Source organism: Pedobacter sp. UYP1 (assembly GCF_040547305.1).
Classification (GTDB): Bacteria; Bacteroidota; Bacteroidia; order Sphingobacteriales; family Sphingobacteriaceae; genus Pedobacter.
This window is the reverse complement of the sequence record NZ_JBEPPL010000001.1, coordinates 150,990-176,477: the sequence shown is the minus strand read 5'-3', so window position 1 is coordinate 176,477 and position 25,488 is coordinate 150,990. Positions and strand designations below refer to the sequence as shown.

The following is a 25,488-nucleotide window of genomic DNA, read 5'->3' as shown; positions in this document are numbered from 1 at the left end:
GTCAATTTACAGATTTAAACCAATACCCGCAGCTAAACCAGCTCCATGCCTTTTAGCGCTGTTAAATTGAGATTGAACAACTTTACCGTCTATCAAAAACAACTCATCAGTACCTTTACCGGTATTAGCGTAACTATAATTACCTCTTGCAAAAACAGACAAAATAGAAGTGAATCGAAAATTTAGTTGCAAAAGACCGTCTGTTCCATAACCGTTAGCGGTATGCCGGAAGCTTACCGGGTGTTCGAATGAGTCAATTAGATTCCAATCGGCAGTTGCTTTATATTTAAGCTGTTTATAATTAACCATTCCACGGAGTGAAAGCTGATTGCTAAGCCGGAAATCAGCTTCTATACCGATCATCGGGCCTGTCCAGTTAGCCTGGTAAGTACTGTTTAAAGTTTTAACAGCTGGATCACTTTCTTCGTTGAAGTCTTTGAGGTGTAAATGCTGTGCGTCTTTCAGATAACCTGCAAATGGGCTGAGTTTGAGAAAAGGGTTAATTTTAAATTCATAACCGCCAGCTACTGCATAAGTATAGGTAAAGCCTTCGTTGCTATTTAAATCAGCGTGGTAACTGGTATTAGTTCTGTTATCGGAAGCATAGTCTGTATCAGATACCTTACCGCTTTTAATAAAACTACTTTGATAGCTTACTTTCAAAAAGATAGGAGACCAGATATTCAAACGAATATCCAGTCCCATACCCGGGCCTTTTATATTTTTCCATTTGACCTCTGATAATATATTGGGATTTTGTCCCATACTATTGCCAGCGATCGACCAGTCAAAATCCTGTACGCTGTAAGCACCATAAACATTGAATTCCACATTGCATTTTTCATCACCGCTTTTTGAATAAACAGCAGTTGATTGCGACCTGGCAGAAAGCGCAATAGCGAACAGGACGAGAAACAAGTAAAATCTCATAGTATATATAGCTAAGCTGAGGACCCTTTTTAAAAATTATGAACCTACAATTTTGTAAACCCTCACGTAATCTACATACATTTTTGCAGGTAATCTGCTCTCGTCAATGGTTTGTCCCGGAAGATTACCACCAACAGCCATATTTAACAGTAAGAAAAACGGACGGTGAAATTCGTCAGTACCATTAATACTATTGGCAATGTTTCCTACATGAAACTGTACGTCATCTACATACCAGGTAATCGCAGTAGGAGTCCAGTCTACACGGTAAACATGGTAATTCTGAGGGGTAGTATTTGTGTTACCTCCATAATACGCATAAGCCTGATCAAACCAGTGCATTGTACCCAATACTTGTGAATTCGTATTTACATTTTCCATGATGTCGATTTCGCCACATTTTGGCCATCCTACGCTACCGATATTTGAGCCAAGCATCCAGAATGCAGGCCATTGTCCTTGTCCCTGAGGTAATTTGATTCTGGCCTCAAACCTGCCATAAGTGTATTCCTTTTTGCCCCTTGTAATCATTCTTGCAGAAGTATAAGGTGCTCCGCCAACACTTTGTTTCTTAGCCGTGATAATCAGGTTGCCACCACTTACAGTCGCATTATCTGGTTGGTAATATTGCTTTTCATTATTTCCCCAGCCGCCAGCACCGGTTTCAAAAGTCCAGTTTGCCTGGTTTACCGAATTTCCGTCAAATTCATCAGACCATAATAGCTGATAACTTACTGCACGAGGATCAGTATTGGCAGAAGAATTCTCCGAGGATGCATTGACATCCTTTTTACAAGAGCTCAAAAGCTGTGCGCCCGCAATCAGGCACAGCATTAAATTAATTGTTTTCATAGGTGATAGGATTAGATTTGGTTATTAGGATTTGATTAATTCAAACTAAAAGCTTCCCATCCTGAGATAGTTGGCCTGGTGCAGGTCATTTCATTTACACCGTTTTCAGAAGAAAGATACAGCCCGTTATTGCCACGGAAAGAGATCTTCCCATCTGCATTGACTACCCAGTCGAATTTCTCCCATTCACTGATCGTCGCTCTGCTGCAAGTCACTGAAGCGGCTCCGTTTTCTGAAGAAACATATTTATTCATAGACATCAGGGCAATTTTACCACCACCTGCATCGACAACTGTGAATTTTTCCCAGTCACCTGGGGTAGCTCTGTTACACCACATGGCTTTATCACCATTTTCGCCACTTACAAACTGGTTATTAAAGCCTCTTAAACTTACAACCTGGCCAATAGGAGCAGTGCCTGGATTTCCGGTAGAGGCGCCTGACCATTTAAAGGTAGCTACTGCACCGGCAGGTAATGTATAGGTAAAAGATTGTGTTCCCCATTTAACCTTGAAGGTACTGCTTGATGAACCACTGTTAGAAGCGATGACTACTTTAGTGCCATCTGTATTTTTAAAGGCTACATTCTGAATTGTGCCTGCAATATTTGATGCGATCCTCACAGCCCCAGGTCTTACAAATTTAGAAGCATGTGCGATAATATAATAAGATACATTTCTGGTTACATTACTTCCATTAACTGTTAAAGCTCCTTCACAAGTACTGCATCCGCCTTGTGTATGTGGTCCATAATTTTGGTCGGCAGCAAGATTCCATTCCAGTACATTACGGCTCCAGTTTCTTGTTGCACCAATAATCAATGTATTGACATGCCATTGCAGATCTCCGGCAAAGTTACTCGGACCGCCAACCCATTGCTCTGTGAAATAAATATTTTTATTAGGGTAAGCATTATGTACATCATTCAGCGCATTAATATTTCCACTATACAAGTGAAAAGCAGAACCGTCCACGTAAGCATTTGCCGCAGCGTCGTTAAGTACTGCCAGAGGATAATCTGTACGGTCTGTATTGTGATCATAGGCAATAATTTTAGTTTTGATCTGATTTGCACTGAATTGTGGTCCAAGGTTGTTTTTGATAAAATTAGCCTGATCAGTAGCTTGCATGACCATGCTTGGATTATTATAAGGATTTAAAGGCTCATTTTGCGGGGTGATCGCATCAATAACAATTCCCTGATCACGCATAGCTTTAATATATTTAACCAGATATCTGGCGTATGCATCATAATATTCGGGTTTTAAGCTACCGTTTACATAAGCTCCGTTTGTTTTCATCCAGACCGGAGCAGTCCATGGGGAGCCCAGGATTTTAATATCAGGATTGATAACCAGAATACTTTTTAAAACTGGGATCAGGTCAGTCATCTCCCGGCTGATACTAAAATTATTCAGGTTATTATCTGTTTGGCCTGCCAGAAGGTCGTTGTAGGTAAAAGGTTGTGCACTTAAATCAGAAGCACCAATAGAAATTCTTAAATAGCTGATGCCGATGTTTGATCCGGTTGTTGCAAATAATTCCTGTAGCAAGCTGTTTTTTTGCGCTGCACCAAGTCCATTGATTAAAGAAGCACTTGCTCCGGTTAGGGTATAACCAAAACCGTCAATTCCCTGATAGGAGGTGGCTTCATCAATGTTGATGGTTGCTGGATTGGTGCCGGCATCTGGAGCGAAGGTCACATTGGCCTGAGTTTGTAATAACTTGCTCTTGTCAGAAGTTGTTACCCAGACACTTACAGATTCATTGGCACGTACAATTGTTGGTGCGGCCGCTGCTCCAGCGGAAGAGAGATCCTTTTTACAGGAAAATAAGATGGCACAGCAAAGCGCACAGCCTAATAAAGACAACTTTTTGTTCATAGGGTAGATTGATAATATTTGGTTATAGGTTAAGGAAACGCCCGTAAATGTGACTCGAATGAGAGAGAAAAAAGGTAACCTGGATAAAATGTAGTTACAATATAATACATTCTTTTACAATATTTTGCTAATTAATTTAATATTTAATAAAAAATAAGCTTATTAGTATATTAACTGTATTTATTGTTAAATATAATTTCTTTCCTTTTATGGAAACAAGGTTTTAAACATTCTATATAATTGCGTTTATTTTACACTATGAAAAATAATTAAACCTTTTATTAAACAAATATTATCCATTAAATCATTATTTATTTAGCTTAAAAAGCTTATTATATTTTAATATTTAACTTGACATTCTCTTGTAGAATAAAATTTGCCTGGAAACAAGTTTATTACACAACGCTTGCAACAAATGAAATATGCCTGCGTCTTATGATCAAATTACCAACCTAAAAACCAAATGACCAAAAACTACGCAACCTTATTATTTTTATTCTGCCTCTCCATTTTTTTTACATTCCCTGTTGCTGCGCAATCTCCAGCAGGTACTATTAAAGGTTCGGTAATTGATTCTGCCACGAACAAGCCTATTGACTTCATGACTATTGCCCTTAAAAGGGATAATGTTGTAATTAAAACCATGGTTGTTAATGCTTCCGGGAATTTTAGCTTTGAGAAGATAGCGCCTGGTCAATATACCGTAACCGCAATCGCAATTGGCTATAATGCTAAAAACGTTTCAGTAAGCCTTACGAACGGTGCAACCGATTTAGGAAGCATACTCATGGTTTCCCAATCAAATAATCTAAAGGAAGTTTCTGTTACCGCAGACCGGCCGTTGATTAAACAGGAAATTGACCGGATTAGTTATGATATCCAGGCAGATCCAGAGAGTAAAGGACTTACTGTACTGGATATGATGCGCAAAGTACCATTGTTATCCTTAGATGCTGATGATAATATCAAATTAAAGGGAAGCGGTAATTACAAAATACTGATCAATGGCAAGCCTTCTACTATGGTAGCCAGAAGTCCTAAGGATGTATTGCGCAGTATGCCAGCCTCCTCTATTCTTAGAATAGAGGTGATTACCACACCGCCTGCCAAATATGATAGTGAAGGCTTATCAGGTATCATCAATATCATTACTTCAAAGAAAATTGACAATGGCTATAACGGGAGCCTGAACCTGCGTTATCAGGGGCCGGTTGGTGGACCTGGAATGGGAGGTTTCGTCACTGTTAAGCAAGGTAAATTTGGGATGACAGCTTATGGAGGGACTGGTTTTTACAGTTCACCACAAACGGAATCCTCTACAATCAGAACGACCACCGGAGATTTACCAACCACCTTAATTAGTAATGGTACACGCAGATTTGATAACAATTACCGATATGGCGGTGTAGAATTAAGTTATGAAATTGATACGTTAAACTTAGTCACCATGGAATTGAATCCTTATGGAGGCTATAATAAATCCTATACCAGCCAATTATTCAGTTTGACAGATGGGAACAAAAACATTGGCTATAACCAGTTAGGCAGAAATAGATTCGGATGGAATGGTTTTGATGCAACCCTAAACTACCAGTTAGGTTTTAAAGGCCATAAAGATCGCCTGCTGACTTTTTCTTATAAAAATGGAAATTCAGGAAATCCATTAGAGAACCACCTGACTTTTGTGGACAGAGCAAATTTTACTGATCCTGACTTCAACCAGAAAAACAATAGCCGTACCAAAGAGCAAACCTTGCAGCTGGATTATATACATCCTTTGAAAAGCATTACTGTTGAAGGCGGGATTAAAGGGATATTGAGAACAAACAAAAGCAATTTCGAATATGAAAGCCTGAATGACGCTACCGGAGAATTTCAAACTGATCCTGCACGTACAAATAAATTCAACAATGACCAGGATGTGATTGGCGCTTATAATTCCTACGCTTATAACCTGAAAGAATGGGGTTTTAAAGCTGGAATACGTGCAGAAGGTACCTTTGTAAAAGCAGACTTTATCAGTGCAGGGTCTAATGTAAATACGAACTATTTCAATCTGATCCCCACTTTATCGGTTAACCGCAAGTTCAAAGATATGAGTAGTCTGAATTTTGGCTATACGCAAAGAATAGAGAGACCAGGTATTGACAATTTAAATCCCTTTGTAGATCGTTCTAATCCTAATTTCTGGACAACTGGTAATCCTGATCTGAAAGCTGTATTGAGTAATAATTTTGAACTTACTTATAGCAAGTTTAAAAAAGGATCAATAAATGTGGGGTTAAGTTACAGATTTGCAAATAACACGATACAGAATGTTGCAGTCTACAATGAAGAGGATAAGATTACAAGATCTACATTTTTTAATATAGGTAAAGATAAAGCGTTAAGTACCAACCTGAATATTAATTACCCGATTACGCCAAAATGGAACGTTGCAATGAATGGAAATATTGGTTACATCTGGATTCAGGGTGCTATTGATGGGCAGCTGACTAAAAATGACGGCTTAACAGGACGTGCATATATCAATACTGGCTATAAATTTGAGCATGGATGGAAAGCCAATGCAAGCGCCACTTTTGAAGCACCAGAGATACAATTACAAGGGCAGACCAGTTCCTTCTTCTTCTCATCTTTTAGCGGAAGTAAAGAAATCATCAAAGATAAACTTACACTTTCTGCAGGCGTAAATAATGTCTTTTCGAAATTCAGATACTATACGACCTCTACACAGGGCGCTAACTTCACGCAAAACTATCGTTCACAGAATTATAACCGCTCCTTTAATGTAAGTTTAAACTGGCGTTTCGGAAAATTAAAGGATGCAATTAAAAAAAATCAGCGTGGTATTGATAACAGTGATGTGAAGAAAAGCAGCACCTCTGGCAGTTAATTGCTATAAATTTAAATCAATTCTCTGGCTTGGCTGTTATGGTATGGAATACTCAAATGACAAATCAGAAAAAACAAACATTTACAGGCTTCGTCAAAGTACGTGGAGCCCGCGAACATAATCTCAAAAATATAGACCTGGAAATTCCCCGTGATGCATTAGTTGTATTCACGGGTGTTTCTGGTTCTGGCAAGTCCTCTTTAGCTTTCGGCACGTTATACGCTGAAGCACAGCGCCGCTATTTGGAATCGGTATCTCCGTATGCCAGACGATTATTTAACCAGATGGCTATTCCGGAAGTGGACGAAATAGAAGGTTTACCACCAGCCATTGCTTTACAACAGCAACGCGGGTCTGGTACCACGCGCTCTTCTGTAGGCAGCGTTACTACCTTGTCGAATTTATTAAGGATGCTGTATTCCCGCGCAGGAGAGTACCCTGATGGACAATCTATCAGTTATGCAGAAGCATTTTCTCCGAATACGCCCGAAGGTGCTTGTCCGGAGTGCCACGGTTTAGGGAGAGTTTACGAAGTCACGGAGCAATCTATGGTTCCTGATGATTCTCTTACGATCCGGGAGCGTGCTATTGCAGCATGGCCAACTGCCTGGTTAGGACAGAATTTCAGGGATATCCTCACCACATTAGGTTATGATGTCGATATTCCATGGCGTGAGCTTCCGCAAAAACAACGGGATTGGATTCTTTTTACGGAAGAGAAACCGATAGTTCCTGTTTACGCCGGATTTAATCCGGCACAGGTCAAAGAAGCTCTCCAAAAAAAGCTGGAACCAAGTTACATGGGGACTTTCACTGGTGCTAAAAAATATGTGCTCCATACCTTTGCCAATACGCAGAGTCAGCTGATGAAAAAGCGGGTATCAAAATATATGCTGAGCGGGGAGTGTCCATTATGTAACGGTAAACGTTTACGCCAGGAGTCGCTCGCTGTAAAATTTGCAGGGCTGGATATTGCAGAAATGTCAAGAGTAACACTGTCCCGCTTAAATGACATTTTCATTTCTTATACGGAAGAGAAAACCACACCTTTAACCAAGACAGAGAAAGCGCATCCCGAAAAAGCGATGGTTACTCAGCGGATTGCCCAGGATTTGGTTGCGCGTATCGGTGTGATGCTTGATCTGGGTCTTGGGTACCTGAATCTGGAAAGGAGTACACCCACACTTTCACCAGGAGAATTACAACGTTTGAGGTTGGCAACACAAGTGCGGTCTAATCTTTTCGGGGTCGTTTATGTATTAGATGAACCCTCTGCAGGTTTACATCCTGCAGATACTGAAGCATTGCTTCGGGCACTGGACAGGTTAAAGAATTCAGGAAATTCGCTTTTTGTGGTAGAACACGAGGTTGATGTGATCCGTCATGCCGATTGGATTGTAGACGTAGGGCCCTTTGCGGGAGAAAAAGGAGGCCATGTATTATATAGCGGCCCACCTGAAGGACTCAGCAAAATTGAAAATTCACTGACCAGAAATTATATATTTGGAGCACAGTCTATTCTCCCCGAAAAAACGAGAACACCTAAAGCATGGCTTCGTTTAGAAAACGTTACCCGTAACAACCTGAATAACTTAGCTGTTTCTTTTCCGCTTGGTGTATTTACTAGTGTAACAGGAATTTCAGGCTCTGGAAAGAGCAGTTTAGTGAGCCAGGCCCTGGTCGAACTGGTTGCAGGCAGACTGGGTCTGGAGGCAGAGCTACTTACTGCTTCAGCAGAAGAAACTGAAACACTGGAACTCGACAAAGTGTTGACTAAAGATGGGAAAATAACGGAAGGAATGGACGCGATTAAGCGCCTGGTACGTGTAGATCAAAAACCGATAGGCAGAACACCAAGATCAAACCTGGCCACTTATACTGGATTATTTGACCAGGTCAGGAAGCTTTTTGCAGCGACTGAAATGGCTAAAAGCCGGCGTTACGATGCAGGACGGTTCTCTTTCAATGTAGTTAAAGGCCGCTGTCCGCATTGTGAAGGAGAAGGCTTTGTAATGGTGGAATTGTTGTTTTTACCCAGCGTATACGCACCTTGTCCAACTTGCAAGGGCACGAGATATAACCCTAAGACGCTGGAAATCAAATATAAAGAAAAGAACATTGCAGATGTTTTAGGGATGACTGTAGCTGCCGCCTGTGAGTTTTTTAGTTCAGAACCGCAGGTATTCCGCGCATTGGATGTGGTGAAGCAGGTTGGTCTGGGTTATTTGAGGCTGGGGCAACCGGCAACAGAACTTTCTGGTGGGGAGGCACAGCGAATTAAGCTCGCTACCGAACTCCAGCGCGTTCAGCATGGCAATACACTCTATGTTCTGGATGAGCCGACTACAGGCCTGCATCCATCTGATGTAGAAAAATTAATGGTACAGCTGGATAAACTTGTAGAACAGGGAAATACAGTTGTTGTGGTAGAACATGATATGCATGTGATTGCAGCGAGCGACTGGGTGATTGATATTGGTCCTGAAGCTGGTGAAAAAGGAGGAATGGTCGTAGCTTCCGGTCCTCCCGTATTGGTAGCGAAGTCAAAAAATAGTCGTACTGCACCTTACTTGAATAAATTTTTTAATCCTGAACGCACATGGAAAAGCCCGATGCCACTATAAGAATGAGATTACCACTTCCGATGGGTAAAACGCTGTTTGCAGGCGTATTCCTATTTATTGGATTTGTGGCTACGCTGATCTTATCTTTTGAGTATCAAAATCAGATAGAAGAATTAATCGGGATAAACCTTGCTCAGATATCAATTGTTACTATAATGATAGTATTGATTATTCCCTGGGTAATTATTGCCTGGATATTAATCAGGAAATTTGCACATTACGGCCTTTTAAGTTTATACACTGATTATTTAACGATTACCAGTATCGAAAGCAAAAAGATAATTAAAAAGTATCCTGCAAGTGCAATTGCTTTTATAAAAATACAATATCTGTCCTATATTTTCACTGTTAAGAATGGTTACAGTTTTCATAGTATAAACATGTCTGTAGACAAGAAATGTGAAAGTCAGCTGATGGAATTTAATCCTGTATTTCATGCTTTTATCCAGCGAAATGAAATACCTATACAAGAAGGAGTAGTACTCTAATTTTAAAAAATGAATCAAATCTCCAATAAATCAATTCAAATGGAAACAAACATCAGGATACCCGAAGATTTGCAAAAACTATTTGATCAGAAAGAAACCGCTTATAAAAACTTTCAATCATTTTCAGCTTCTTCTAAAAGAATCATACTGGAATGGATCCTGAAAGCAAAAAAAACAGCAACAAGAGAAAAAAGAATAGTGCATACCGTTGAACTTGCAGAAAGAAATATAAAAGCCAATCACTAATAGTTGATAAATACTTGATTTTAAACATGGCCGGATATTTGATTCCCCCATGGATAAGTGAGTTTTTAATCGAGCAACCCACTGTCTATCCTATGTTTAAACATTTCGTTTTCTTATTTCTGCTTAGTATTTCCTTATTCAATTATACCCATGTATTTTCTCAGACACACCAAATCAACAGACTTGAATCGGGCCTGCCGTTAATTAAAGACAGTATAAGATATGTAGATGTAATGAACCGGATAGCGATGTTATCTCATATGAATTATCGTGATTCCTGTAAATTTTATGCGCAAAAAGCTAAGGCAATAGCTATCAGACTCAATTATAACAAGGGTATAGCAGATGCATCGAATTGCGAAGCTATAGCCAATGTTTCGGTCAATAATTATCTTTCCGCAAAATATTTCAATGAAGCATTAAGGATTTACAAATCAATTAATGACCAGGAAAATGTATGCCAGGTACTTATGAATATTGGTTTGCTGATGGATGTAGACAAAGATCAAAAAGCAGCCTTGCGGTATATTTACCAGGCTTATGACAAGAGTAAATCTTTAAAACATGATTCGGTCCGCGCACTGATTATCAGCAATATCATGTCTGTTGATCAAAATCTTAGTCAAAAAAAATTAGCTCAATTACTTCAGGAAGGCCGCACAATAGCTGAAAAATACAAAGATGAAAGATTACTCTTGTTTTATGAAGGCGCCAGGGGAATGCAGCTTTACAATGCTGGAGAAAGACAAAAAGGGATTGCTGTACAGACCAAAATACTGCACAAGGCAGACAGTTTAGGACTTCAGAATACAAAGGTAGAGGCCTATATAGGTTTAGGCGATACTTTCCTTGATTCTGAGAACACAGAGATGGGGCTTGATTATTATAAAAAAGGTCTGGATACTTCCAGAAAATATGGATATCCGGAACTTTACCTGGTATTTGCAGAAAGGCTGTACGATTTTTACAAATCACATAACCAGATGGACAGTGCTTATTATTATATGTCCTTGTTACTTGCTAAACGTGATATTATTAGTAAAGTGACCAATAAGTCTGGTTATAATTACATGAACTTTGCCTTGAATGAGAATGAGAATAAACAGCTCAGATTAAAAGAGAATTCAAACCTTAAAATAATCGCATTATTAGGATGCTTGTTTACCTTAAGTGTGGCTATGCTATTTTTGATTTACCGCTCCTTGAGGATCAAAAGAGAATATGGAAAAGTCCAGCATGAGTTACATGAAGTTGCATTAAAACAAAATACAGAGCTGCAGCAAACCAACCATTTCAATACGATGCTGATTTCTGTAATTGCACACGATATCAGACAACCTTTTAGCACGATCGTTATGCTTTCCAGCGTTTTTAATACTGACGTCGATTTGTTAACCGAACAGGAGAAACTGGAGATTATGGCAGAATTGAGTGAAACTTCACAAAAAAGCCTTTCTTTTATGGACGGGTTATTGGAATGGATTAAATCTCAAAAAAGTGGCTTTAAATATCAACCTGAGTCACTTCTGTTGAAGGAACTTATTCCTGAAGCAAATTCTTTCTTTAAAATAGCCCAGGCAAAGAAAAACATCAAGTTGGTCGTAGATATCCCAGGGCAAACCGAAATACTCGCACATCGGCATATGTTACTTTTTATCATTCGGAATGTGCTGAACAATGCGACGAAATATTCACCAACAGCAGGAACTATTCATATCTCATGTTATTTAGAAGAGCAGCATATGGTGATTGCCATCAAAGATCAGGGCGCAGGAATGAGCCAGGATAAAGTAGATCAGCTTTTCAAATCAAATGCGAGCGACTGGGAAAATACAAATGATCAGGGCGCGGGCCTTGCTTTAAGTATTTCTTATGAAATGGCGCTGTTGATGGGCGTAAAAATATGGGCAACGAGTAAAATAGGAGATGGAACTACTTTTTATATCTCGGGGATGCCAAAAGATTTGGCGTAAACACCTAACTTGAAGTTAATTTAAAATATTTGACCTTTGATGTGCAATTTCTGAAAACTCATTTGTCATTGTGAATTATTTCTATTTTAAATCGCTTAACAAATCACATTAAGATATCAATACATCTAGATCAAGAATTAATTTCATCAAGATATATGCATTGGTGAAAACGCGAACAAATAATATAATAACCCTTTTCAATACTTATATTGGCGTTTTACAGCATTGTTCATCTCCTACAAAAATTCACAATGGCAGAACCTACTCAAAAACAGCAGAATAAGCTATTCCGAATCATTAAACTTTCCATACACAAAAGGTTTAATCTTCATTTGGATAAAGCAGATGAAGATGATGTCGTGCTTTCCATTAAAAAGAATTCAGATTTTGTAGGTGCAAATCTGTGGACACTGATCTTTGCTATTTTCATTGCCTCTATTGGTTTGAATGTCAATTCAACAGCTGTCATTATTGGTGCTATGCTCATCTCCCCGTTAATGGGACCTATTATGGGAATTGGGCTGGGTATTGGAACCAATGATTTTGAGCTGGTAAAAAAAGGTCTGAGAAACCTTTTGATAGCTACTTTAATTAGTATTGTCGCCTCGACTATCTATTTTTACATCACCCCATTACATGATGCGCAGAGCGAATTACTAGCCAGGACAACTCCTTCCATATGGGATGTATTTATAGCGTTTTTTGGTGGTCTGGCGGGTATAGTAGCTGGAACAAGAAAAGAAAAAAGTAATGTTATTCCTGGTGTAGCCATTGCAACAGCACTAATGCCTCCACTGTGTACCGCAGGTTTTGGTCTTGCTACAGGTAATCTATACTTTTTTATGGGTGCTATCTATTTGTATTTTATTAATAGTGTCTTTATTTGTATCAGTACATTTCTTATCGTTCGTTTTCTGAGGTTTAAAAAGAAGTATTTCGAAGACAAAAACTATGAAAGGAAAGTTTCCCGCTATATTTTAATAACTGTTACTGTAGCAGTTGTTCCTAGTATCTACCTTGCTTACGGAATCGTCGATAAAAGTATTTTTGAGAATAATGCTCAAAAATTCGTCAACGAACAATTCCAATTTAAGAACACACAGGTAGTCAACAAAAATTTCAAATACAATACCAAGGGAAATGAAATTGACTTGCTCCTGATCGGCTATGAATTACCAAAAACAGCCATTGATTCTATCAATAATCTACTGGTTAAGTATAAATTAAAAAACACTAAACTTCAGATCCGCCAGGGATTAAATGCTAAACAGGAAATTGACTTTTCTCAAATTAAAGCCAGTATCCTGGAAGATGTTTTTAAAAAAGATTCTGTCATTCAAAACAGCAGCATCGCTTTATTAGATAAACCCTTGCCTATCATAGATCAGGAATTAAGGGCATTGTATCCAGATATGAAGTCTTACGCGTTATCAAATGTTGTGCTTCACAAACTGGATATTGCAGTTACTGATACGTTAACTATTATGGTAGCTAGTTTTGCTAAAAAAACAAGTCTGGCAGAACAAATCAAATTAGGAAAATGGTTAAAGAGCAGGTTACAGGTCGATTCTGTCCAGGTTATCATTAAATAAGTATTCATGCTGTTAAAAAATACAAAAATCCGGGTTGACCAAAATGGTTTTCCATCAGATCTTCTTACGGCTCAAGAGCTGATTTATAAGCCCTGTAATTTTAAGTATTCATCGCCTGTTCCCGCCGCCCAAAGTGCAGATTATTGTGCTTACACCTTTAATGTTAAAAATCTGGCTGTTCAGTATCGGATAGCTAAGGTTACGCCAACAAAAGTTGGCCAGTTTGTTACTTTATGGAAGAAAACCGGAAATGGGCCTGTTCAGCCATTTGATTATACAGATGACGTTGATCTGTTTATTGTTGGTACCCGCCAAGGAGATCGTTTCGGTCAGTTTATCTTTCCAAAAGCAATCCTGCAAGATAGGGGGATAGTATCGACTATGATCAGAGAAGGTAAGCGTGCGATCAGGGTATATCCACCTTGGGATATGATATACAGTAGGCAGGCTCAAAAAACCCAGCAATGGCAGCTTGCTTATTTTTTAGAAATGGGGGCGGGTCTGCCGATAGACCTTATCAGGACGAATACATTATATAAAGACATAAATATCTAATAAGAATTGAAGATCAGAAAGATGAAAAAGTTATTAGTGGGCGCAGTATTGATGTTGATTACAAGTCAAATCAGTGCTCAGGAAGCCACGATAAAAATCGACGAACAAGGTAATCGTATTTGTACAAGCTGTGACACAATAGTCTTAAAAACGGGTAAACCGACAATCCTATTATATAACATCCGCAGGTTTTATTCGCTGGCGGACGAAGTTTATAGAGTAATGCAGCTTAAAGAGGCTGATTTAACCTCTTCTGACGAGAATCTGCGTTATCAAATAAGTAGTTCACCTTATGCACAACGAGAATGGAATGAACTTAAAAAACATTATCCTGCAGCTCAGTTCGATTATGAATATCTGTTTCGTCCAACCTATATCAAAAAACAGAACAATGCTATTGAAGACATCAATCTTTTAAATTTAAACGAGCAGCACGAGGGGATTATTTATTGGAGTGGAAAATCAAGAGATAAACTAGTGAATATTATCACAATGCACAAGATCACTGAGATAGTTGCTGTGCAGCGAAAAGAGAAGTTCCGTTCAGCTTATGTTGTAAAATATGAACAGGATTCGGCTCAGGTAGCGCGTTACAAAACAATTTTCCGCCCTACAAAGATAACTGCTGTACAAGCTACAAACCTAGCCTTTGAATTAGCTTATACAGATCGTTTTCTACCCGTGCAATTTTTCGACTTTAAGGGAGTTAAAAAAGTAAGTATTAAGATTCCTCATAGCAGCTTTAAAGATGTGGAAATTGAGTTTAATGCCCAAGGGCAATGGACCGATTATCGAACCGCACGTAACAACATCTCTTTAAGTTATAAGGACGGTGCACCATTCAAAATGGTGAGTAGTTCAATACAGCCGCAATTGGAGTTTCACTATTCAGGAGATACGGTTTTAGTTACCGGTGACCAAAGAATCGATGAATATCTGCTAAAAGGAGAAATGCTTTTCAAGACAAAAACCTATTTAAAGGCCGAAGTTAATCCTATAAGCAAAGATTTGATCATTTTTAATAAAAGTATAGTTAATCAACCCAATAAAGGAATTAGACTGGTTTCTCAACTGAAAGAACTTCATGAAGATCTGCTTGGATTTTTATCTACTACAGCAAATCAGGAAGGGGTAGAGCCTGTACTTACTCAAGCCAGCAAAACAAAATGGGAGTTACCAGTAAGTACAGAAAGTGAATTTTTTAACGAGGGTATTGGAAAGAATGATGTTTTGATAGAAACTTATGGTCTGAATGCAGAAGGACTTCTAGTTTCAGAAAAGACGGTTGGATCGAGCAGACAACAGGTAATTTTCAAACTGGAGAATGGACTGCCATCAAGAAGTGTAACCGTAGGACAAAAACTTTCTGAAGATGGCAAACAAACAATATTGGAGTCTGTGCCCGGTACAGAAATGATGAAGTTTAGTTATGAATATTATCAAAAATAGGCTGAGCGCCTATTTTTGATTCTTTAACACCATATCAATCGTAATTGCTGCTGATAAAATAGCAACTTTATTTTTGCTTTCTGTATAATTTGGATCAATATGTACGTTATATTTATCGGCCTTCGTAAAGATTTCCCGCATTGCACCAGCCCATTTTTTACTGATTGTACCTATTTCAATTTCCTTATCATCTTTGATCTGGAATGCCCAGGCTTTCCAATCTCCTTTGATCTCAGCGATCAACTGTCCTGAATTATCTAAAATCCTGAAAGTTGGTTTAAATAATTTGAACTTCTGCTGAATAGAAGCCAGCTCATTTCCATCAGGATCACTCACTATGATTTTTGACATAAAAAATGTCCAGCCTCTGGATATTGTAGCTTGAACTTCGTCTTCATTGTTTACAATTTCCAATTTAAAAGGTAAAGCTGGTTTACCGATCAAAAGTGTCAGAACTTTTTGTCCAAAAGATAAGGTTTGTCTGACTGCACCAATGTTTTCACCAGTTTCATTGAATATATTGTAAACGTTCGCGAACTTGAAAAAATGCACTTTTTCATCAATAAAATAATCATGGCCGTTAAAGAAATTAGTTTTACTCATAATCTGCGTTAATAATGATCGGCAAATTTGTATTAAATAATTGGAAGTTTATAATTAACAACAATAATTATCACTTAGATTGTAACTAATCTGACAATTTCTTATCTTAATTACAAAATACAAAAGCACACAATATGAACTTTTTAGGCAATATAATATGGATTATTTTCGGTGGGATATTTATCTTTTTCGAATACATCATAGGAGGGCTGATTCTTTGCCTTACCATTATTGGAATCCCTTTTGGACTCCAGTGTTTTAAATTTGCCATTGTCGGTCTGGCGCCATTTGGAGTTAAAATCACAGATACCTCATCAAACACAGGTTGCTTATCAACCGTTATGAATATTATCTGGTTCTTTTGCGGTGGCGTGTGGATTGCACTTACACACTTATTCTTTGGAATACTTTTATGTATTACTATTGTAGGCATTCCATTCGGAAGACAACATTTCAAACTAATGAACCTTGCATTTTCACCATTTGGAAAATCGATCAGTTAGTATCAATTAATCGATATTAATCCTGATAAAAGATTATATTAAAAATGAGCGGGGAGGAACGGAAAACAGTAAAATTATTCTGCCTGATTGCAAAGTAGTTAGGTTTTTTACAGCAGAAAAATGCAATTCAGATTTGCGACTTCTGATTTTTTCTCCTATCCTTGCGACCCTTAAGAAGGAATGCATCCATAGCTCAGCTGGATAGAGCAACGGTTTTCTAAACCGTAGGTCATAGGTTCGAATCCTATTGGGTGTACTCAAAAGCTCTTAACTTAATTGTTAGGGGCTTTTTTTATTAAAACATCACTAATTGTAACTTTTAACATTAAATATAATTGTATTCAATTATATTCCTATTTCTGTCGGATTTACCATTCTGATAACTTGTCGATGTTGTTTTCCCCAATCTATCAAACTTTCCACAATGGGGTACAAAGACTTGCAATAATCCGTTAACATATATTCTACAGTTTTCGGAAAGTCAGGATCTTCAATTCTAATTACCAATTTGTTGAGTTCCATCGATTGCAAATCCCTGGAGAGCATAGTAAATGTTATACCTGGTATATTTCGTGCGATGTCACGATAACGACGTAAACCATTATATAAAGCTACGATGATAGGCATACGCCATTTGCCACTTAATACATAAAGTGCATCCTGGGCATACTTGATTTCTTCCTGGTTTTTAACCGTACAGATATACGGTTTCTCTTTATTTTCTTCACCTGCCATGTGCTATAGTCTGTTATAGCATTTTCAAAAATTAAAAATGCAGATTTTACCTTTACTAAGGTATCCATAAAAATAGGAACAAGAATCTTAACAATAAAAAAATGACTCAGATTAACACAGTGAAATTTAAAGAGAATGCCTATCAAATGTTACATTTAAACATAAAAAAAGGTATAGCTAATATAACCTTAGACAATGCCCCTGTAAACGCATTGAGTGGAAAGCTGATAAAAGAATTGAAACATTTACTCAAGGAATTATCTACTGATAAGAACGTTAAAGTGGTCATATTCGACAGTATAAATCCTGATTTTTTTATCGCTCATGTAGATATCAATATTTTAGGAGAACAGGCTATATTAGAAGAATTAGGTAAAGCTGCACCAGAAGGGCTAAACATCTTCCAGGCAGTTGGCGAAATGCTCAGAGAACAACCTCAAATAACAATCGTAAAATTGAAAGGTATAGCACGTGGTGGTGGTGCCGAATTTGTTGCAGCTGCTGATATGAGCTTTGCCTCTTTGGAAAAAGGAAAATTGGCTCAATGTGAAGCGCTGATGGGTATTATTCCCGGAGGTGGAGCTACACAATATCTTTCTTCGAAAATGACGCGTGGCCGGGCTTTAGAAGTTATTTTAGGTGCCGATTTATTCGACGCTGCTACTGCCGAACGTTATGGCTGGATTAATCGTGCCATACCTGATGCGGAAATAGACACATTTGTAGATCACCTTGCTCAAAATATCGCAAACTTACCTGAAGGTGTAATAGAAACAACAAAAAGGGTATTGTCACCGGTCAGAAACGTACCAGGTTTTCAATTGGAAAATGATGGTTGGGCTGCATTGGTTTCTAATCCGGAAACAGCACGGATTATGACCGGAGCCATACAAAATGGGGCACAGACAGTAGCGGGTGAATTAGAGCTCGAAGAGCTTCTTAGAGCTTTGAAATAAATAATTCCATCAGATATTTTGGCACAATCATGCACAAAATATTCGATGTAAGCCCCTGTTGTATATACTAAAGGCAGCGTTATAACGCTGCCTTTAGTATATACAACAGATATCCGGTTTTTGTTCAGAAAGCATTGTTCCTTGCCAGACTGGTGAGCATACTGTACTGGAAAAATATGTATCCGATATTCAGCGATATGTATAACCCGCCAACAGCCATTGCCAGGTAATTTTGCAGCATAAAATAACAAACATGAAATCGAAGTTTAAATCCTGTAACTTATCGTAAACAATATTAAAAGGGTACTTCTAGTGCATTCCTTTTACGAATAGCTTCTTCGGTTCTTGAAACCATCACCTCTAATCCAAATCTTACAGCATTAGCTTGAACTTCCTCGATAAACGAACGTAAATTTATATTATAATCCTGAAACGCCAACTCAAAATTTCCGCTGTGCTTCTGCATAGCATCAGCTAATGCAGAAGCTCCATTAATTGCCAGCGAACCACCCATTCCAGCAGCAGGCGAAGCACAATAACCCGCATCGCCCACCAAAGCGACCCTGCCTTTTGTCCAGGATGGCATCTTTATTTGACTGAGTTTATCAAAGTAAAAAGTTTTCGTGTTCTTCACTTCTTCCAATAATTCTGGAGTTCTCCAGCTTTGTCCGGCAAACTGATGCAAAATGATCTCTCTTTGCTGTTGCTCATTCCGATAATCATAAAAAATCTCCTTTTCTGAATAGAAACAAAAAATAATATCGGTCTTGTTATTATAGGCATTCAGCATAATAGCTTTATCCGGCTCATTATACATTTGTGAGGTGTTTGGTTTGATCAGCAATTTGTTTAAGATGCTTATAGAAAAATACTGATTAAGAAAATGTGAGTATTCATCATCCTCACCAAACCAAATTTTCCTTACTGTCGAATGTAAACCATCGCAGCCAAACAATAAGTCAAATGAGCGCTCCGGGCCATTTTTAAAGGCAACTTGTATCGCATCTTTTGTATCGCATCTTTTGTTTCGCTGATAGCAGTGATGCTATTGTTGAAAATAAATTCAACTTCATGTTTGATGGTATTGAATAAAATATTCAGCAATATATCCCGTTCAATTTCGCATTCATCGTCCACGGCATATTCACCTTCTTTTTTCATCGGTATTGAACCTTCGGTAACATCATCGGAGTTTTTAAATTCCATCGCTTCCATATTTAATCTGTTGGATTTAATTTGCTCGAAAATCTCCATATTCTTTACGATAGCTACAGTGTTTTCGCGAATATCGACAGGCGTGCCGCCCTTTCGAAGTTCATTTGCAATTTCAACAACGGCTACTTTGTAACCCAATTTATTCATCCAGTAAGCGGTTGAAAGTCTGGCAAAACTTGCACCCGAAACGAGTACTTTTTTTCTTGTAATGGTTCCATTTTTTATACGAGTTTATTTGACTCTGCAAAGGAACATCGTAGCAGAAGGATACAGAATAGCAATACAAAGTAAGTATTGGACTAATCGCGTTTTTTATTGCGGAACGCTAGAGCAGTCATTCCCGTAACTTTGGTAAACAACCTTGAAAAATAGGGGTAATCATCATAGCCTAATGCTGTCGCAATTTCTTTTACAGATTGATCAGAATAATACAGCAACCGTTTTGCCTCTAAAATAATGCGCTGCTGTATGTGATTTGAAACAGAATAACCAGCTGCATGTTTAACACATTCGTTCAGGTAGGGTATGGAAAGATGCAGTTTTTGAGCATAATCTGCCGGGCGTTTGAGATTGATATAATTAAGCTCCAGCATTTCCCTGAAAGCTTTGGTAATAATTTCAAATCTTGAAGCTTTGTCTGTTGATTTAGTTAATTCTAAATACTGTGAAATAACAAATGCGGCCAATGCATTACAACTATCTTTCAATAACGAATGGTATAATTTGTCAGTTTTCCGTTTAGAATATCTGATTGCAATTGATACCGTTTCAGAAACAATTGAAAACTCTTCTTCTTTTAATACTAACGGTTTTGCCGGAGTGATATCTTCCAGTAATTTCAGGTACTCCGGATTCAGGCTTTCATTATTCATTGCCCAGCTGCTCACTACGACATTTTCCATGGCCAGAATACGATGTACCTGATCGGGGTGAACATAGATGATAGAAGAGTGGTTAATTTTATATTCCTGAAAATCAATTTCAATGTGCACTGTTCCTTTTTCAAGCAGGAAGAATGAATGGCGGTCTTCCCGATGCGATTGTTTTGCAACTTCAAACTCTTTTAGCGTTGCGTCGTCCCAAATAGATAAATCTTCAAAAGACATCGTTTCAATGGCGATACCTTCGTCAAAATCATCAAACATCGTATTTACAGGAACGGATTTATTTTTCTTACGCATCTTCTTTTCATTCAAATGGAAAGATCTTAAAATATTTTTTCATTGCCATACAATATTTCCATTTGTTTGACGCTTTAGTAGGTGAGAGCGTTAATTTAGATAAGCGGAAATGGTCATTGATCATTTCCGCTTTCTTTTTTTAAGCCAGATCTATGGAATCAGAAAAGCATGTTTTACACTATACAGAAGCCATAGCTACCGGTAAGCTAAACCAAAAAGTACTGCCTTCCCCGAATTCGCTTTCCACCCCGATTTTTCCTTGATGCCTGTCTATAATCTCGGCACATAAATAAAGGCCAATACCAAAGCCTGAGACAATATCATCATTCAAGACCCTATAAAAACGATCGAACAGTTTATCCTTATCCTGAGCCTTAATTCCCCGTCCCTGATCCTTAACCTCAATCAATAGCTCTCCATTTGTGATTTTGCTACTGACCAGAACCACGCTTCCTTCCGGTGAATATTTCACAGCATTGCTTACATAATTGTGTATAACCTGTCCTACTTTATCACGGTCAGCATTTAAAATTGCTGATTCGGGCTCAATGAAAATAACCCGGTGGCTAAATATCGTAGAATGCGCTTCTTCATCTGCCTCCTTAAAAAGAGAGGCGATATCAAAATTCCGTTTCTCGATATGAATCTTACCAGAATCTAAGCGGGAGACATTTAAAAACCCATTGATCATCGTAATCATTTTTTTAACCTGGCTATTTGCCTTATCATGCATCATTATCGCGGTACTTTCCTGAGCTTTTTTAGCCCTTTGCTCCAAAATCTGCAGATATCCTTTGAGCGAGGTCAACGGAGTTTTAAGCTCATGGCTTACCATAGAAATAAAATCATTTTTACGCTGCTCGTCCTGCTTTTGCTCAGTGATATCAATAATTGCCCCAGAAAAGTAGACCTCTCCATCGGCAGTATATTGATTGAGTTTGCCAACTGCTCTTACCCAGCGTAACTGCTGATCATGAAATCCAGTTAATGAATACTCTATAAAATAATCTTCGCCCTTAGCAAATGCAGCTTCTACAGCAGCTATTACCCGTTCTCTGTGTTCTTCAGAGATTTGAACAACTGAGGCATCATAAGGCATTTCCTCCTCAGGATAATATCCAAAGATTTCTTTTAAGCGGGGAGAGGATACCATAACACGGGTAGTCTGGTTGATTACAAAAGTCCCAATATTTGCCGCTTCAACAGAAAAACGAAGCATATCCTCCGCTTTCTGCACCTCTTTCTTTGAATTAACCTGTTGGGTTACATCAGTAGCCACAATCAGAACACCGGTAATCGCTTCCTTATCATCCTTAATTGCCTGATAAGATATATTAAAATAGCCTTCAACAAGATGGCCATTCCGGTTTACAACGGCTTTGGTCTCATTAAAAACGTGAGTTATTCCACTCGTATATACATCATCAAGCAGCTTTAGAAAAGGTTGTCCCTCTAATTCCGGAATAGCATCAGCAAACCGCTTGTGAACTATAGCTGCCGATTTGCTGATAATATCAAGCATGGCGTCATTTACGGACTCAATAACCATTGATCTGCCATTACAAACCATAATACCCGCAGTTGCCTGCTGTAATATCCCACGGAACCTGGATTCACTTCTGTTCAGGTACCCGTTTACTTCTATCAGGTAATCCTGAGAACTAATCAAATCTTCATTTGAAGCGGTTAATTCCTCATTCATTACTGCTAGCTCTTCATTCATTTCTGTTTCCCGAGCACGGCTTGCTATTTTTTCACTGACATCAGTACCTACAACGATCACTCCGGTAACCCGGCCTGATTCATCTTTAAGCGCCTTATAAGTAACATCAAAATATCTCTCCTCCACTAACCCCCTGGCTAGTACAGGCGCTTTGACACCCAGTCCAATATGATCTTCACCTGATTCCAGCACGCCTCTGATTACTTTCAAATAAGGATGGGCAATCAGCTCTGGTCTTGCTACCAACAAAGGTTTTCCGATAATTTCAGCAGTTCTGCCCAGCATATCAAGCATAAAAGCATTAGCCTGTTCGATGATCAAATCGGGGCCGCTATAAATGGAAATCGCAACCGGAGCCTGCGCAATGAGCTCACGAAAACGGTTCTCACTCTTTGTCACATTTTCATTCAGCAACTGCAGATATTCTCTGGACTCGTTTAGCTCTTCATTAATTACCGTAAGTTCTTCATTGATACTTTGCATCTCTTCCCGATGCTGCATTAATTCATCATTAACAAGTTGCTTCTTTTCAATCTCTTCCAAAGCAGACAATCTCAATTCCAGCTGATCCATAACTGCAGCCGCCAGTCCTTTTAAAATCAATTCCTCCTTTTCATAAAATGTACGGGGCTGTTGATCAATAATACATAAAGTTCCGATCAGAAATCCATCATGCGTGATCAATGGTGCTCCGGCATAAAATCTCAGGCCAAATTCACCGGCAACATTAGGGTTTGCAATCAGACAAGGTTCTTTTAAAGCATCTTCAAAAATAGTAAGCTCAGGATTTAAAACAGCCAGCGCACAAAGGCTCTTGCCACGGTTCGACTCTTTGGCTTTTCCCATCCCTACATTAGCCTTGAAGAAAACACGTTCAGCATCAACCAGAGATACTAAAGAAATAGGAACATTAAATATCTGTGTACATAAACGGGCAATATTATCGAAGGAAGCCTCAGAAGGGCTATCCATAATCCTGTATCGTTTAAGTGCCAGAAGCCTTTCGGAATCATTATCCGGAATGATATTCATTCCGAAGGTATTTTCAATCATTCGATCCTTATAAAGAGGTTAAGAAAGTTTGCAAATATAAATTATTTGCAGAATAATAATTAACTATTAGCATAGATACCCGAATCAAATCCAGTCTTAAATATCTTGAAATCCTTCTTCACCTTTTGTGCATATTTAAACGCATAGTCAATCAGTTTTTCCTGCCATTCTGTACTTTTACCAAATTCAATAAGTTCATCAGCAATGGCTGAACCCTTTCTACCTGAACTTCTGATATGAGCCGAAGCAGTCAACGCCGCCATATCATCAATAACCTGAAAGATATCTCTGTATTGATCCTGGATTAATCTAAACTTAATCTTATCTTCGGCAGGCTGCATTTCTTTGACAACAAAAGCATCACCCTTAAAAACAGTATGACTCAGTAGTGAACAAGGTATATGCTGGGAAAGTTCCTGTGCAAAAACTACACGTTCAGCTTCAGTTTCCCACCCAGGCTGTGAAACCTTAACGTAAGGGGTAAGTGCACTCGGCTGCGACTCCTTCATATCCACAATCAAATATTCCCCTTTCTTTAGCGCGTTTTCCAGTAAGAACATATAGCGTTTAGTACCCACGCTTCCAGTGCCGGCAAGACGAAAAACGACATCACGTACTTTATAATTATAAGGACTTCTACTATGGTTATTGATCCAGTCTGTCAAGTGTTCCACTAAATCTTTCTTCAGGTCTTTATCCAGCTCAAAATGTCTTTCATCTTCCAGGGAAAGTACCAGCTTCCGTTTTCTAACTTCAGTACGTTTGTCGAGTAAACGGCTCTGCTTCCGTTTAGAGACGGCCATCAAAAATGTACAAATGATACCTTTTGCAATTCTGGGTTCAATAGCAAGCGCTTTTCCCCGGGCTAAAACTGCACTGTAATTTTTCAAAAAGACATTTGCCATATTCATTGCTTTCAGATCTTCCAGTTCTAAAAAGTCAAAACAAAGGAAAATACTAGTCAGCATTCTGACCAATTCAAATGCAACAGGAGCGAGCAACGCTTCATCAAAGTCATTCAGGTCAAAATACACTTGACCATCGTCAGCCTTATAACTCCCAAAATTCTCTACATGCAGGTCGCCACATATCCAGCTTAAAGGAGATTTCGGCATTGCTTTCCACAATGAAAGATCTTGATAAAAAATCTCACAGGTCCCTCTGAAAAAACGAAAGGCACTTTCAGTCATTGCCTGATATTTGAGCTGTACCATCTCAGCAAGCATGCCCTTATTAGAGGTTATAATTCGTTCCGATAAACTCATATCTGGTCAATAGTATTATTAAATTTCATATTAAGCGAATTAGATTGGCGCTATAACCCATAACAACATAAATGGTTTTAATTTCAGTGCGGTTCTGTACAATTTTATTATTAACTGTTATAATTAAGTAACCCTATTTCTGCTACCTTCGTTTTTTTTATTAGTTTATGTCAATTTCAAAAGCTTCAATTTCCGATTTATCAGCGCTATTAAACTTGGTCAATACTACTTATCGCGGTGAAACCTCTATTAAAGGATGGACATCTGAAATTCTTTTATTATCAGGGGAGATCCGTATAGATGAAGAAATACTAGCGGATTACCTTACAAATCAAGCTATTTATGTTTTAAAGTATACCAACCCGGACAATCAGCTGATTGGTTGCGTTTACTTAGAGCAAAAAGAAGAAAATCTTTATTTAGGTATGCTTGCAGTTAACCCCGAATCTCAGGATGGCGGTATAGGAAGATTGTTGTTACAAGATGCTGAAGAACATGCCAGACAACTCAATTGCAATAAAATCAATATAACCGTGATTGAAGACAGAACAGAACTTATTGCATGGTATAAAAGGAGGGGGTATGTTACTACTGGCAGAAAATTCCCTTTTCCTGTGGAATATCATAAATATGGCAAACCTTTAAAGGAAATCATCCTGATTGAAATGGAAAAGAAAATCCATTTTTAGCTTTTGGCCTTATTGGGATACGCTAAAGTCCTATCCGATATATCTTTCCAGAGTAAAGTGGTGACTCTGCTTTTATA

The 25,488-nt window shown here is 38.4% G+C and carries 21 protein-coding genes and 1 tRNA gene; 12 read left to right on the top strand and 10 right to left on the bottom strand.

Annotated features, from left to right (window positions below; translation table 11 throughout):
- Positions 1 to 6: 6 nt before the first annotated feature.
- The 3 genes from ABIB30_RS00765 to ABIB30_RS00755 are packed head-to-tail and all read right to left on the bottom strand — an operon-like array spanning position 7 to position 3,665.
- Complete coding sequence (locus tag ABIB30_RS00765) at positions 7 to 930, bottom strand: outer membrane beta-barrel protein (protein WP_354298833.1); 924 nt, start codon at positions 928 to 930, stop codon at positions 7 to 9.
- Between the two features lie 36 nt (positions 931 to 966).
- Positions 967 to 1,782: a glycoside hydrolase family 16 protein gene (locus tag ABIB30_RS00760; protein WP_354298832.1), complete on the bottom strand. Its 816-nt coding sequence runs from the start codon at positions 1,780 to 1,782 to the stop codon at positions 967 to 969.
- Between the two features lie 35 nt (positions 1,783 to 1,817).
- The gene (locus tag ABIB30_RS00755; protein WP_354298831.1) at positions 1,818 to 3,665 is read right to left on the bottom strand and encodes a glycoside hydrolase family 30 beta sandwich domain-containing protein; all 1,848 of its coding nucleotides are present in this window, start codon (positions 3,663 to 3,665) and stop codon (positions 1,818 to 1,820) included.
- Positions 3,666 to 4,128: 463 nt separating this feature from the next.
- Here ABIB30_RS00755 and ABIB30_RS00750 point away from each other — a divergent pair, with 463 nt between their 5' ends.
- The 8 genes from ABIB30_RS00750 to ABIB30_RS00715 all read left to right on the top strand — a co-directional run bounded on the left by ABIB30_RS00750 (position 4,129) and on the right by ABIB30_RS00715 (position 15,488).
- Positions 4,129 to 6,561, top strand: coding sequence for an outer membrane beta-barrel protein (locus ABIB30_RS00750; protein ID WP_354298830.1), 2,433 nt, complete (start codon positions 4,129 to 4,131; stop codon positions 6,559 to 6,561).
- A gap of 56 nt (positions 6,562 to 6,617) precedes the next feature.
- Entirely contained in the window at positions 6,618 to 9,185 is a 2,568-nt protein-coding gene (uvrA, locus tag ABIB30_RS00745; protein ID WP_354298829.1) for an excinuclease ABC subunit UvrA, read from the top strand.
- Positions 9,161 to 9,673 (top strand): hypothetical protein, encoded by a 513-nt coding sequence (locus ABIB30_RS00740; protein WP_354298828.1) that lies wholly within the window; start codon positions 9,161 to 9,163, stop codon positions 9,671 to 9,673. Before uvrA ends, ABIB30_RS00740 begins: the two co-directional genes overlap by 25 nt.
- A 39-nt stretch (positions 9,674 to 9,712) precedes the next feature.
- Positions 9,713 to 9,919, top strand: a complete 207-nt coding sequence (locus tag ABIB30_RS00735; protein WP_354298827.1) for a YdeI/OmpD-associated family protein — start codon at positions 9,713 to 9,715, stop codon at positions 9,917 to 9,919.
- Positions 9,920 to 10,011: 92 nt separating this feature from the next.
- Entirely contained in the window at positions 10,012 to 11,892 is a 1,881-nt protein-coding gene (locus ABIB30_RS00730) for a sensor histidine kinase (RefSeq protein ID WP_354298826.1), read from the top strand.
- Positions 11,893 to 12,143: 251 nt separating this feature from the next.
- Positions 12,144 to 13,484, top strand: coding sequence for a TIGR00341 family protein (locus tag ABIB30_RS00725; RefSeq protein WP_354298825.1), 1,341 nt, complete (start codon positions 12,144 to 12,146; stop codon positions 13,482 to 13,484).
- 6 nt (positions 13,485 to 13,490) lie between these two features.
- On the top strand, positions 13,491 to 14,039 hold the full coding sequence (locus tag ABIB30_RS00720) for a MepB family protein (RefSeq protein ID WP_354298824.1): 549 nt from the start codon (positions 13,491 to 13,493) through the stop codon (positions 14,037 to 14,039).
- Positions 14,040 to 14,060: 21 nt separating this feature from the next.
- Positions 14,061 to 15,488 (top strand): hypothetical protein, encoded by a 1,428-nt coding sequence (locus ABIB30_RS00715; protein WP_354298823.1) that lies wholly within the window; start codon positions 14,061 to 14,063, stop codon positions 15,486 to 15,488.
- Positions 15,489 to 15,497: 9 nt separating this feature from the next.
- Here ABIB30_RS00715 and ABIB30_RS00710 read toward each other — a convergent pair whose 3' ends face one another.
- The gene (locus tag ABIB30_RS00710) at positions 15,498 to 16,091 is read right to left on the bottom strand and encodes an LURP-one-related family protein (protein WP_354298822.1); all 594 of its coding nucleotides are present in this window, start codon (positions 16,089 to 16,091) and stop codon (positions 15,498 to 15,500) included.
- 134 nt (positions 16,092 to 16,225) lie between these two features.
- On the opposite strand from ABIB30_RS00710, the gene ABIB30_RS00705 reads away from it, so the two are divergent.
- Together ABIB30_RS00705 and ABIB30_RS00700 are read left to right on the top strand one after the other, a co-directional pair.
- Positions 16,226 to 16,594 carry a YccF domain-containing protein gene (locus ABIB30_RS00705; protein ID WP_354298821.1) on the top strand — a complete coding sequence of 123 codons (369 nt, stop codon included), beginning with the start codon at positions 16,226 to 16,228 and terminating at the stop codon, positions 16,592 to 16,594.
- A gap of 182 nt (positions 16,595 to 16,776) precedes the next feature.
- Positions 16,777 to 16,850, top strand: a tRNA-Arg gene (locus ABIB30_RS00700).
- 89 nt (positions 16,851 to 16,939) lie between these two features.
- Here ABIB30_RS00700 and ABIB30_RS00695 read toward each other — a convergent pair.
- Positions 16,940 to 17,329 carry a winged helix-turn-helix transcriptional regulator gene (locus ABIB30_RS00695; RefSeq protein ID WP_354298820.1) on the bottom strand — a complete coding sequence of 130 codons (390 nt, stop codon included), beginning with the start codon at positions 17,327 to 17,329 and terminating at the stop codon, positions 16,940 to 16,942.
- Positions 17,330 to 17,430: 101 nt separating this feature from the next.
- Between ABIB30_RS00695 and ABIB30_RS00690 the strand changes: the two genes are divergently transcribed.
- The gene (locus ABIB30_RS00690; protein ID WP_354298819.1) at positions 17,431 to 18,285 is read left to right on the top strand and encodes an enoyl-CoA hydratase/isomerase family protein; all 855 of its coding nucleotides are present in this window, start codon (positions 17,431 to 17,433) and stop codon (positions 18,283 to 18,285) included.
- A gap of 295 nt (positions 18,286 to 18,580) precedes the next feature.
- On the opposite strand, the gene ABIB30_RS00685 is transcribed toward ABIB30_RS00690, so the two are convergent.
- The 5 genes from ABIB30_RS00685 to ABIB30_RS00665 all read right to left on the bottom strand — a co-directional run bounded on the left by ABIB30_RS00685 (position 18,581) and on the right by ABIB30_RS00665 (position 24,722).
- On the bottom strand, positions 18,581 to 19,240 hold the full coding sequence (locus ABIB30_RS00685) for an FAD-dependent monooxygenase (protein ID WP_354298818.1): 660 nt from the start codon (positions 19,238 to 19,240) through the stop codon (positions 18,581 to 18,583).
- Complete coding sequence (locus tag ABIB30_RS00680) at positions 19,207 to 19,647, bottom strand: Rossmann-fold NAD(P)-binding domain-containing protein (RefSeq protein ID WP_354298817.1); 441 nt, start codon at positions 19,645 to 19,647, stop codon at positions 19,207 to 19,209. The genes ABIB30_RS00685 and ABIB30_RS00680 overlap by 34 nt, the downstream gene beginning before the upstream one ends.
- Before the next feature lie 152 nt (positions 19,648 to 19,799).
- Positions 19,800 to 20,681, bottom strand: a complete 882-nt coding sequence (locus ABIB30_RS00675) for a helix-turn-helix domain-containing protein (protein WP_354298816.1) — start codon at positions 20,679 to 20,681, stop codon at positions 19,800 to 19,802.
- Positions 20,682 to 20,859: 178 nt separating this feature from the next.
- Positions 20,860 to 23,457: an ATP-binding protein gene (locus tag ABIB30_RS00670; protein ID WP_354298815.1), complete on the bottom strand. Its 2,598-nt coding sequence runs from the start codon at positions 23,455 to 23,457 to the stop codon at positions 20,860 to 20,862.
- 59 nt (positions 23,458 to 23,516) lie between these two features.
- Positions 23,517 to 24,722 (bottom strand): DUF2252 domain-containing protein, encoded by a 1,206-nt coding sequence (locus tag ABIB30_RS00665; protein WP_354298814.1) that lies wholly within the window; start codon positions 24,720 to 24,722, stop codon positions 23,517 to 23,519.
- Between the two features lie 167 nt (positions 24,723 to 24,889).
- Between ABIB30_RS00665 and ABIB30_RS00660 the strand changes: the two genes are divergently transcribed.
- Positions 24,890 to 25,411: a GNAT family N-acetyltransferase gene (locus tag ABIB30_RS00660; protein ID WP_354298813.1), complete on the top strand. Its 522-nt coding sequence runs from the start codon at positions 24,890 to 24,892 to the stop codon at positions 25,409 to 25,411.
- Positions 25,412 to 25,488 lie beyond the last annotated feature (77 nt).

What these genes read in the sequence shown, in the direction of transcription:
- ABIB30_RS00720 (WP_354298824.1), top strand. Translation starts at nt 13,491, where the DNA reads ATGCTGTTAAAAAATACAAAAATCCGGGTTGACCAAAATGGTTTTCCA.
- ABIB30_RS00695 (WP_354298820.1), bottom strand. Translation starts at nt 17,329, where the DNA reads ATGGCAGGTGAAGAAAATAAAGAGAAACCGTATATCTGTACGGTTAAA.
- ABIB30_RS00690 (WP_354298819.1), top strand. Translation starts at nt 17,431, where the DNA reads ATGACTCAGATTAACACAGTGAAATTTAAAGAGAATGCCTATCAAATG.
- ABIB30_RS00715 (WP_354298823.1), top strand. Translation starts at nt 14,061, where the DNA reads ATGAAAAAGTTATTAGTGGGCGCAGTATTGATGTTGATTACAAGTCAA.
- ABIB30_RS00735 (WP_354298827.1), top strand. Translation starts at nt 9,713, where the DNA reads ATGGAAACAAACATCAGGATACCCGAAGATTTGCAAAAACTATTTGAT.
- ABIB30_RS00765 (WP_354298833.1), bottom strand. Translation starts at nt 930, where the DNA reads ATGAGATTTTACTTGTTTCTCGTCCTGTTCGCTATTGCGCTTTCTGCC.
- ABIB30_RS00730 (WP_354298826.1), top strand. Translation starts at nt 10,012, where the DNA reads ATGTTTAAACATTTCGTTTTCTTATTTCTGCTTAGTATTTCCTTATTC.
- ABIB30_RS00705 (WP_354298821.1), top strand. Translation starts at nt 16,226, where the DNA reads ATGAACTTTTTAGGCAATATAATATGGATTATTTTCGGTGGGATATTT.
- ABIB30_RS00750 (WP_354298830.1), top strand. Translation starts at nt 4,129, where the DNA reads ATGACCAAAAACTACGCAACCTTATTATTTTTATTCTGCCTCTCCATT.
- ABIB30_RS00740 (WP_354298828.1), top strand. Translation starts at nt 9,161, where the DNA reads ATGGAAAAGCCCGATGCCACTATAAGAATGAGATTACCACTTCCGATG.
- ABIB30_RS00760 (WP_354298832.1), bottom strand. Translation starts at nt 1,782, where the DNA reads ATGAAAACAATTAATTTAATGCTGTGCCTGATTGCGGGCGCACAGCTT.
- ABIB30_RS00670 (WP_354298815.1), bottom strand. Translation starts at nt 23,457, where the DNA reads ATGATTGAAAATACCTTCGGAATGAATATCATTCCGGATAATGATTCC.
- ABIB30_RS00660 (WP_354298813.1), top strand. Translation starts at nt 24,890, where the DNA reads ATGTCAATTTCAAAAGCTTCAATTTCCGATTTATCAGCGCTATTAAAC.
- ABIB30_RS00725 (WP_354298825.1), top strand. Translation starts at nt 12,144, where the DNA reads ATGGCAGAACCTACTCAAAAACAGCAGAATAAGCTATTCCGAATCATT.
- ABIB30_RS00710 (WP_354298822.1), bottom strand. Translation starts at nt 16,091, where the DNA reads ATGAGTAAAACTAATTTCTTTAACGGCCATGATTATTTTATTGATGAA.
- ABIB30_RS00675 (WP_354298816.1), bottom strand. Translation starts at nt 20,681, where the DNA reads ATGCGTAAGAAAAATAAATCCGTTCCTGTAAATACGATGTTTGATGAT.
- ABIB30_RS00755 (WP_354298831.1), bottom strand. Translation starts at nt 3,665, where the DNA reads ATGAACAAAAAGTTGTCTTTATTAGGCTGTGCGCTTTGCTGTGCCATC.
- ABIB30_RS00665 (WP_354298814.1), bottom strand. Translation starts at nt 24,722, where the DNA reads ATGAGTTTATCGGAACGAATTATAACCTCTAATAAGGGCATGCTTGCT.
- uvrA (WP_354298829.1), top strand. Translation starts at nt 6,618, where the DNA reads ATGACAAATCAGAAAAAACAAACATTTACAGGCTTCGTCAAAGTACGT.
- ABIB30_RS00680 (WP_354298817.1), bottom strand. Translation starts at nt 19,647, where the DNA reads ATGAATAAATTGGGTTACAAAGTAGCCGTTGTTGAAATTGCAAATGAA.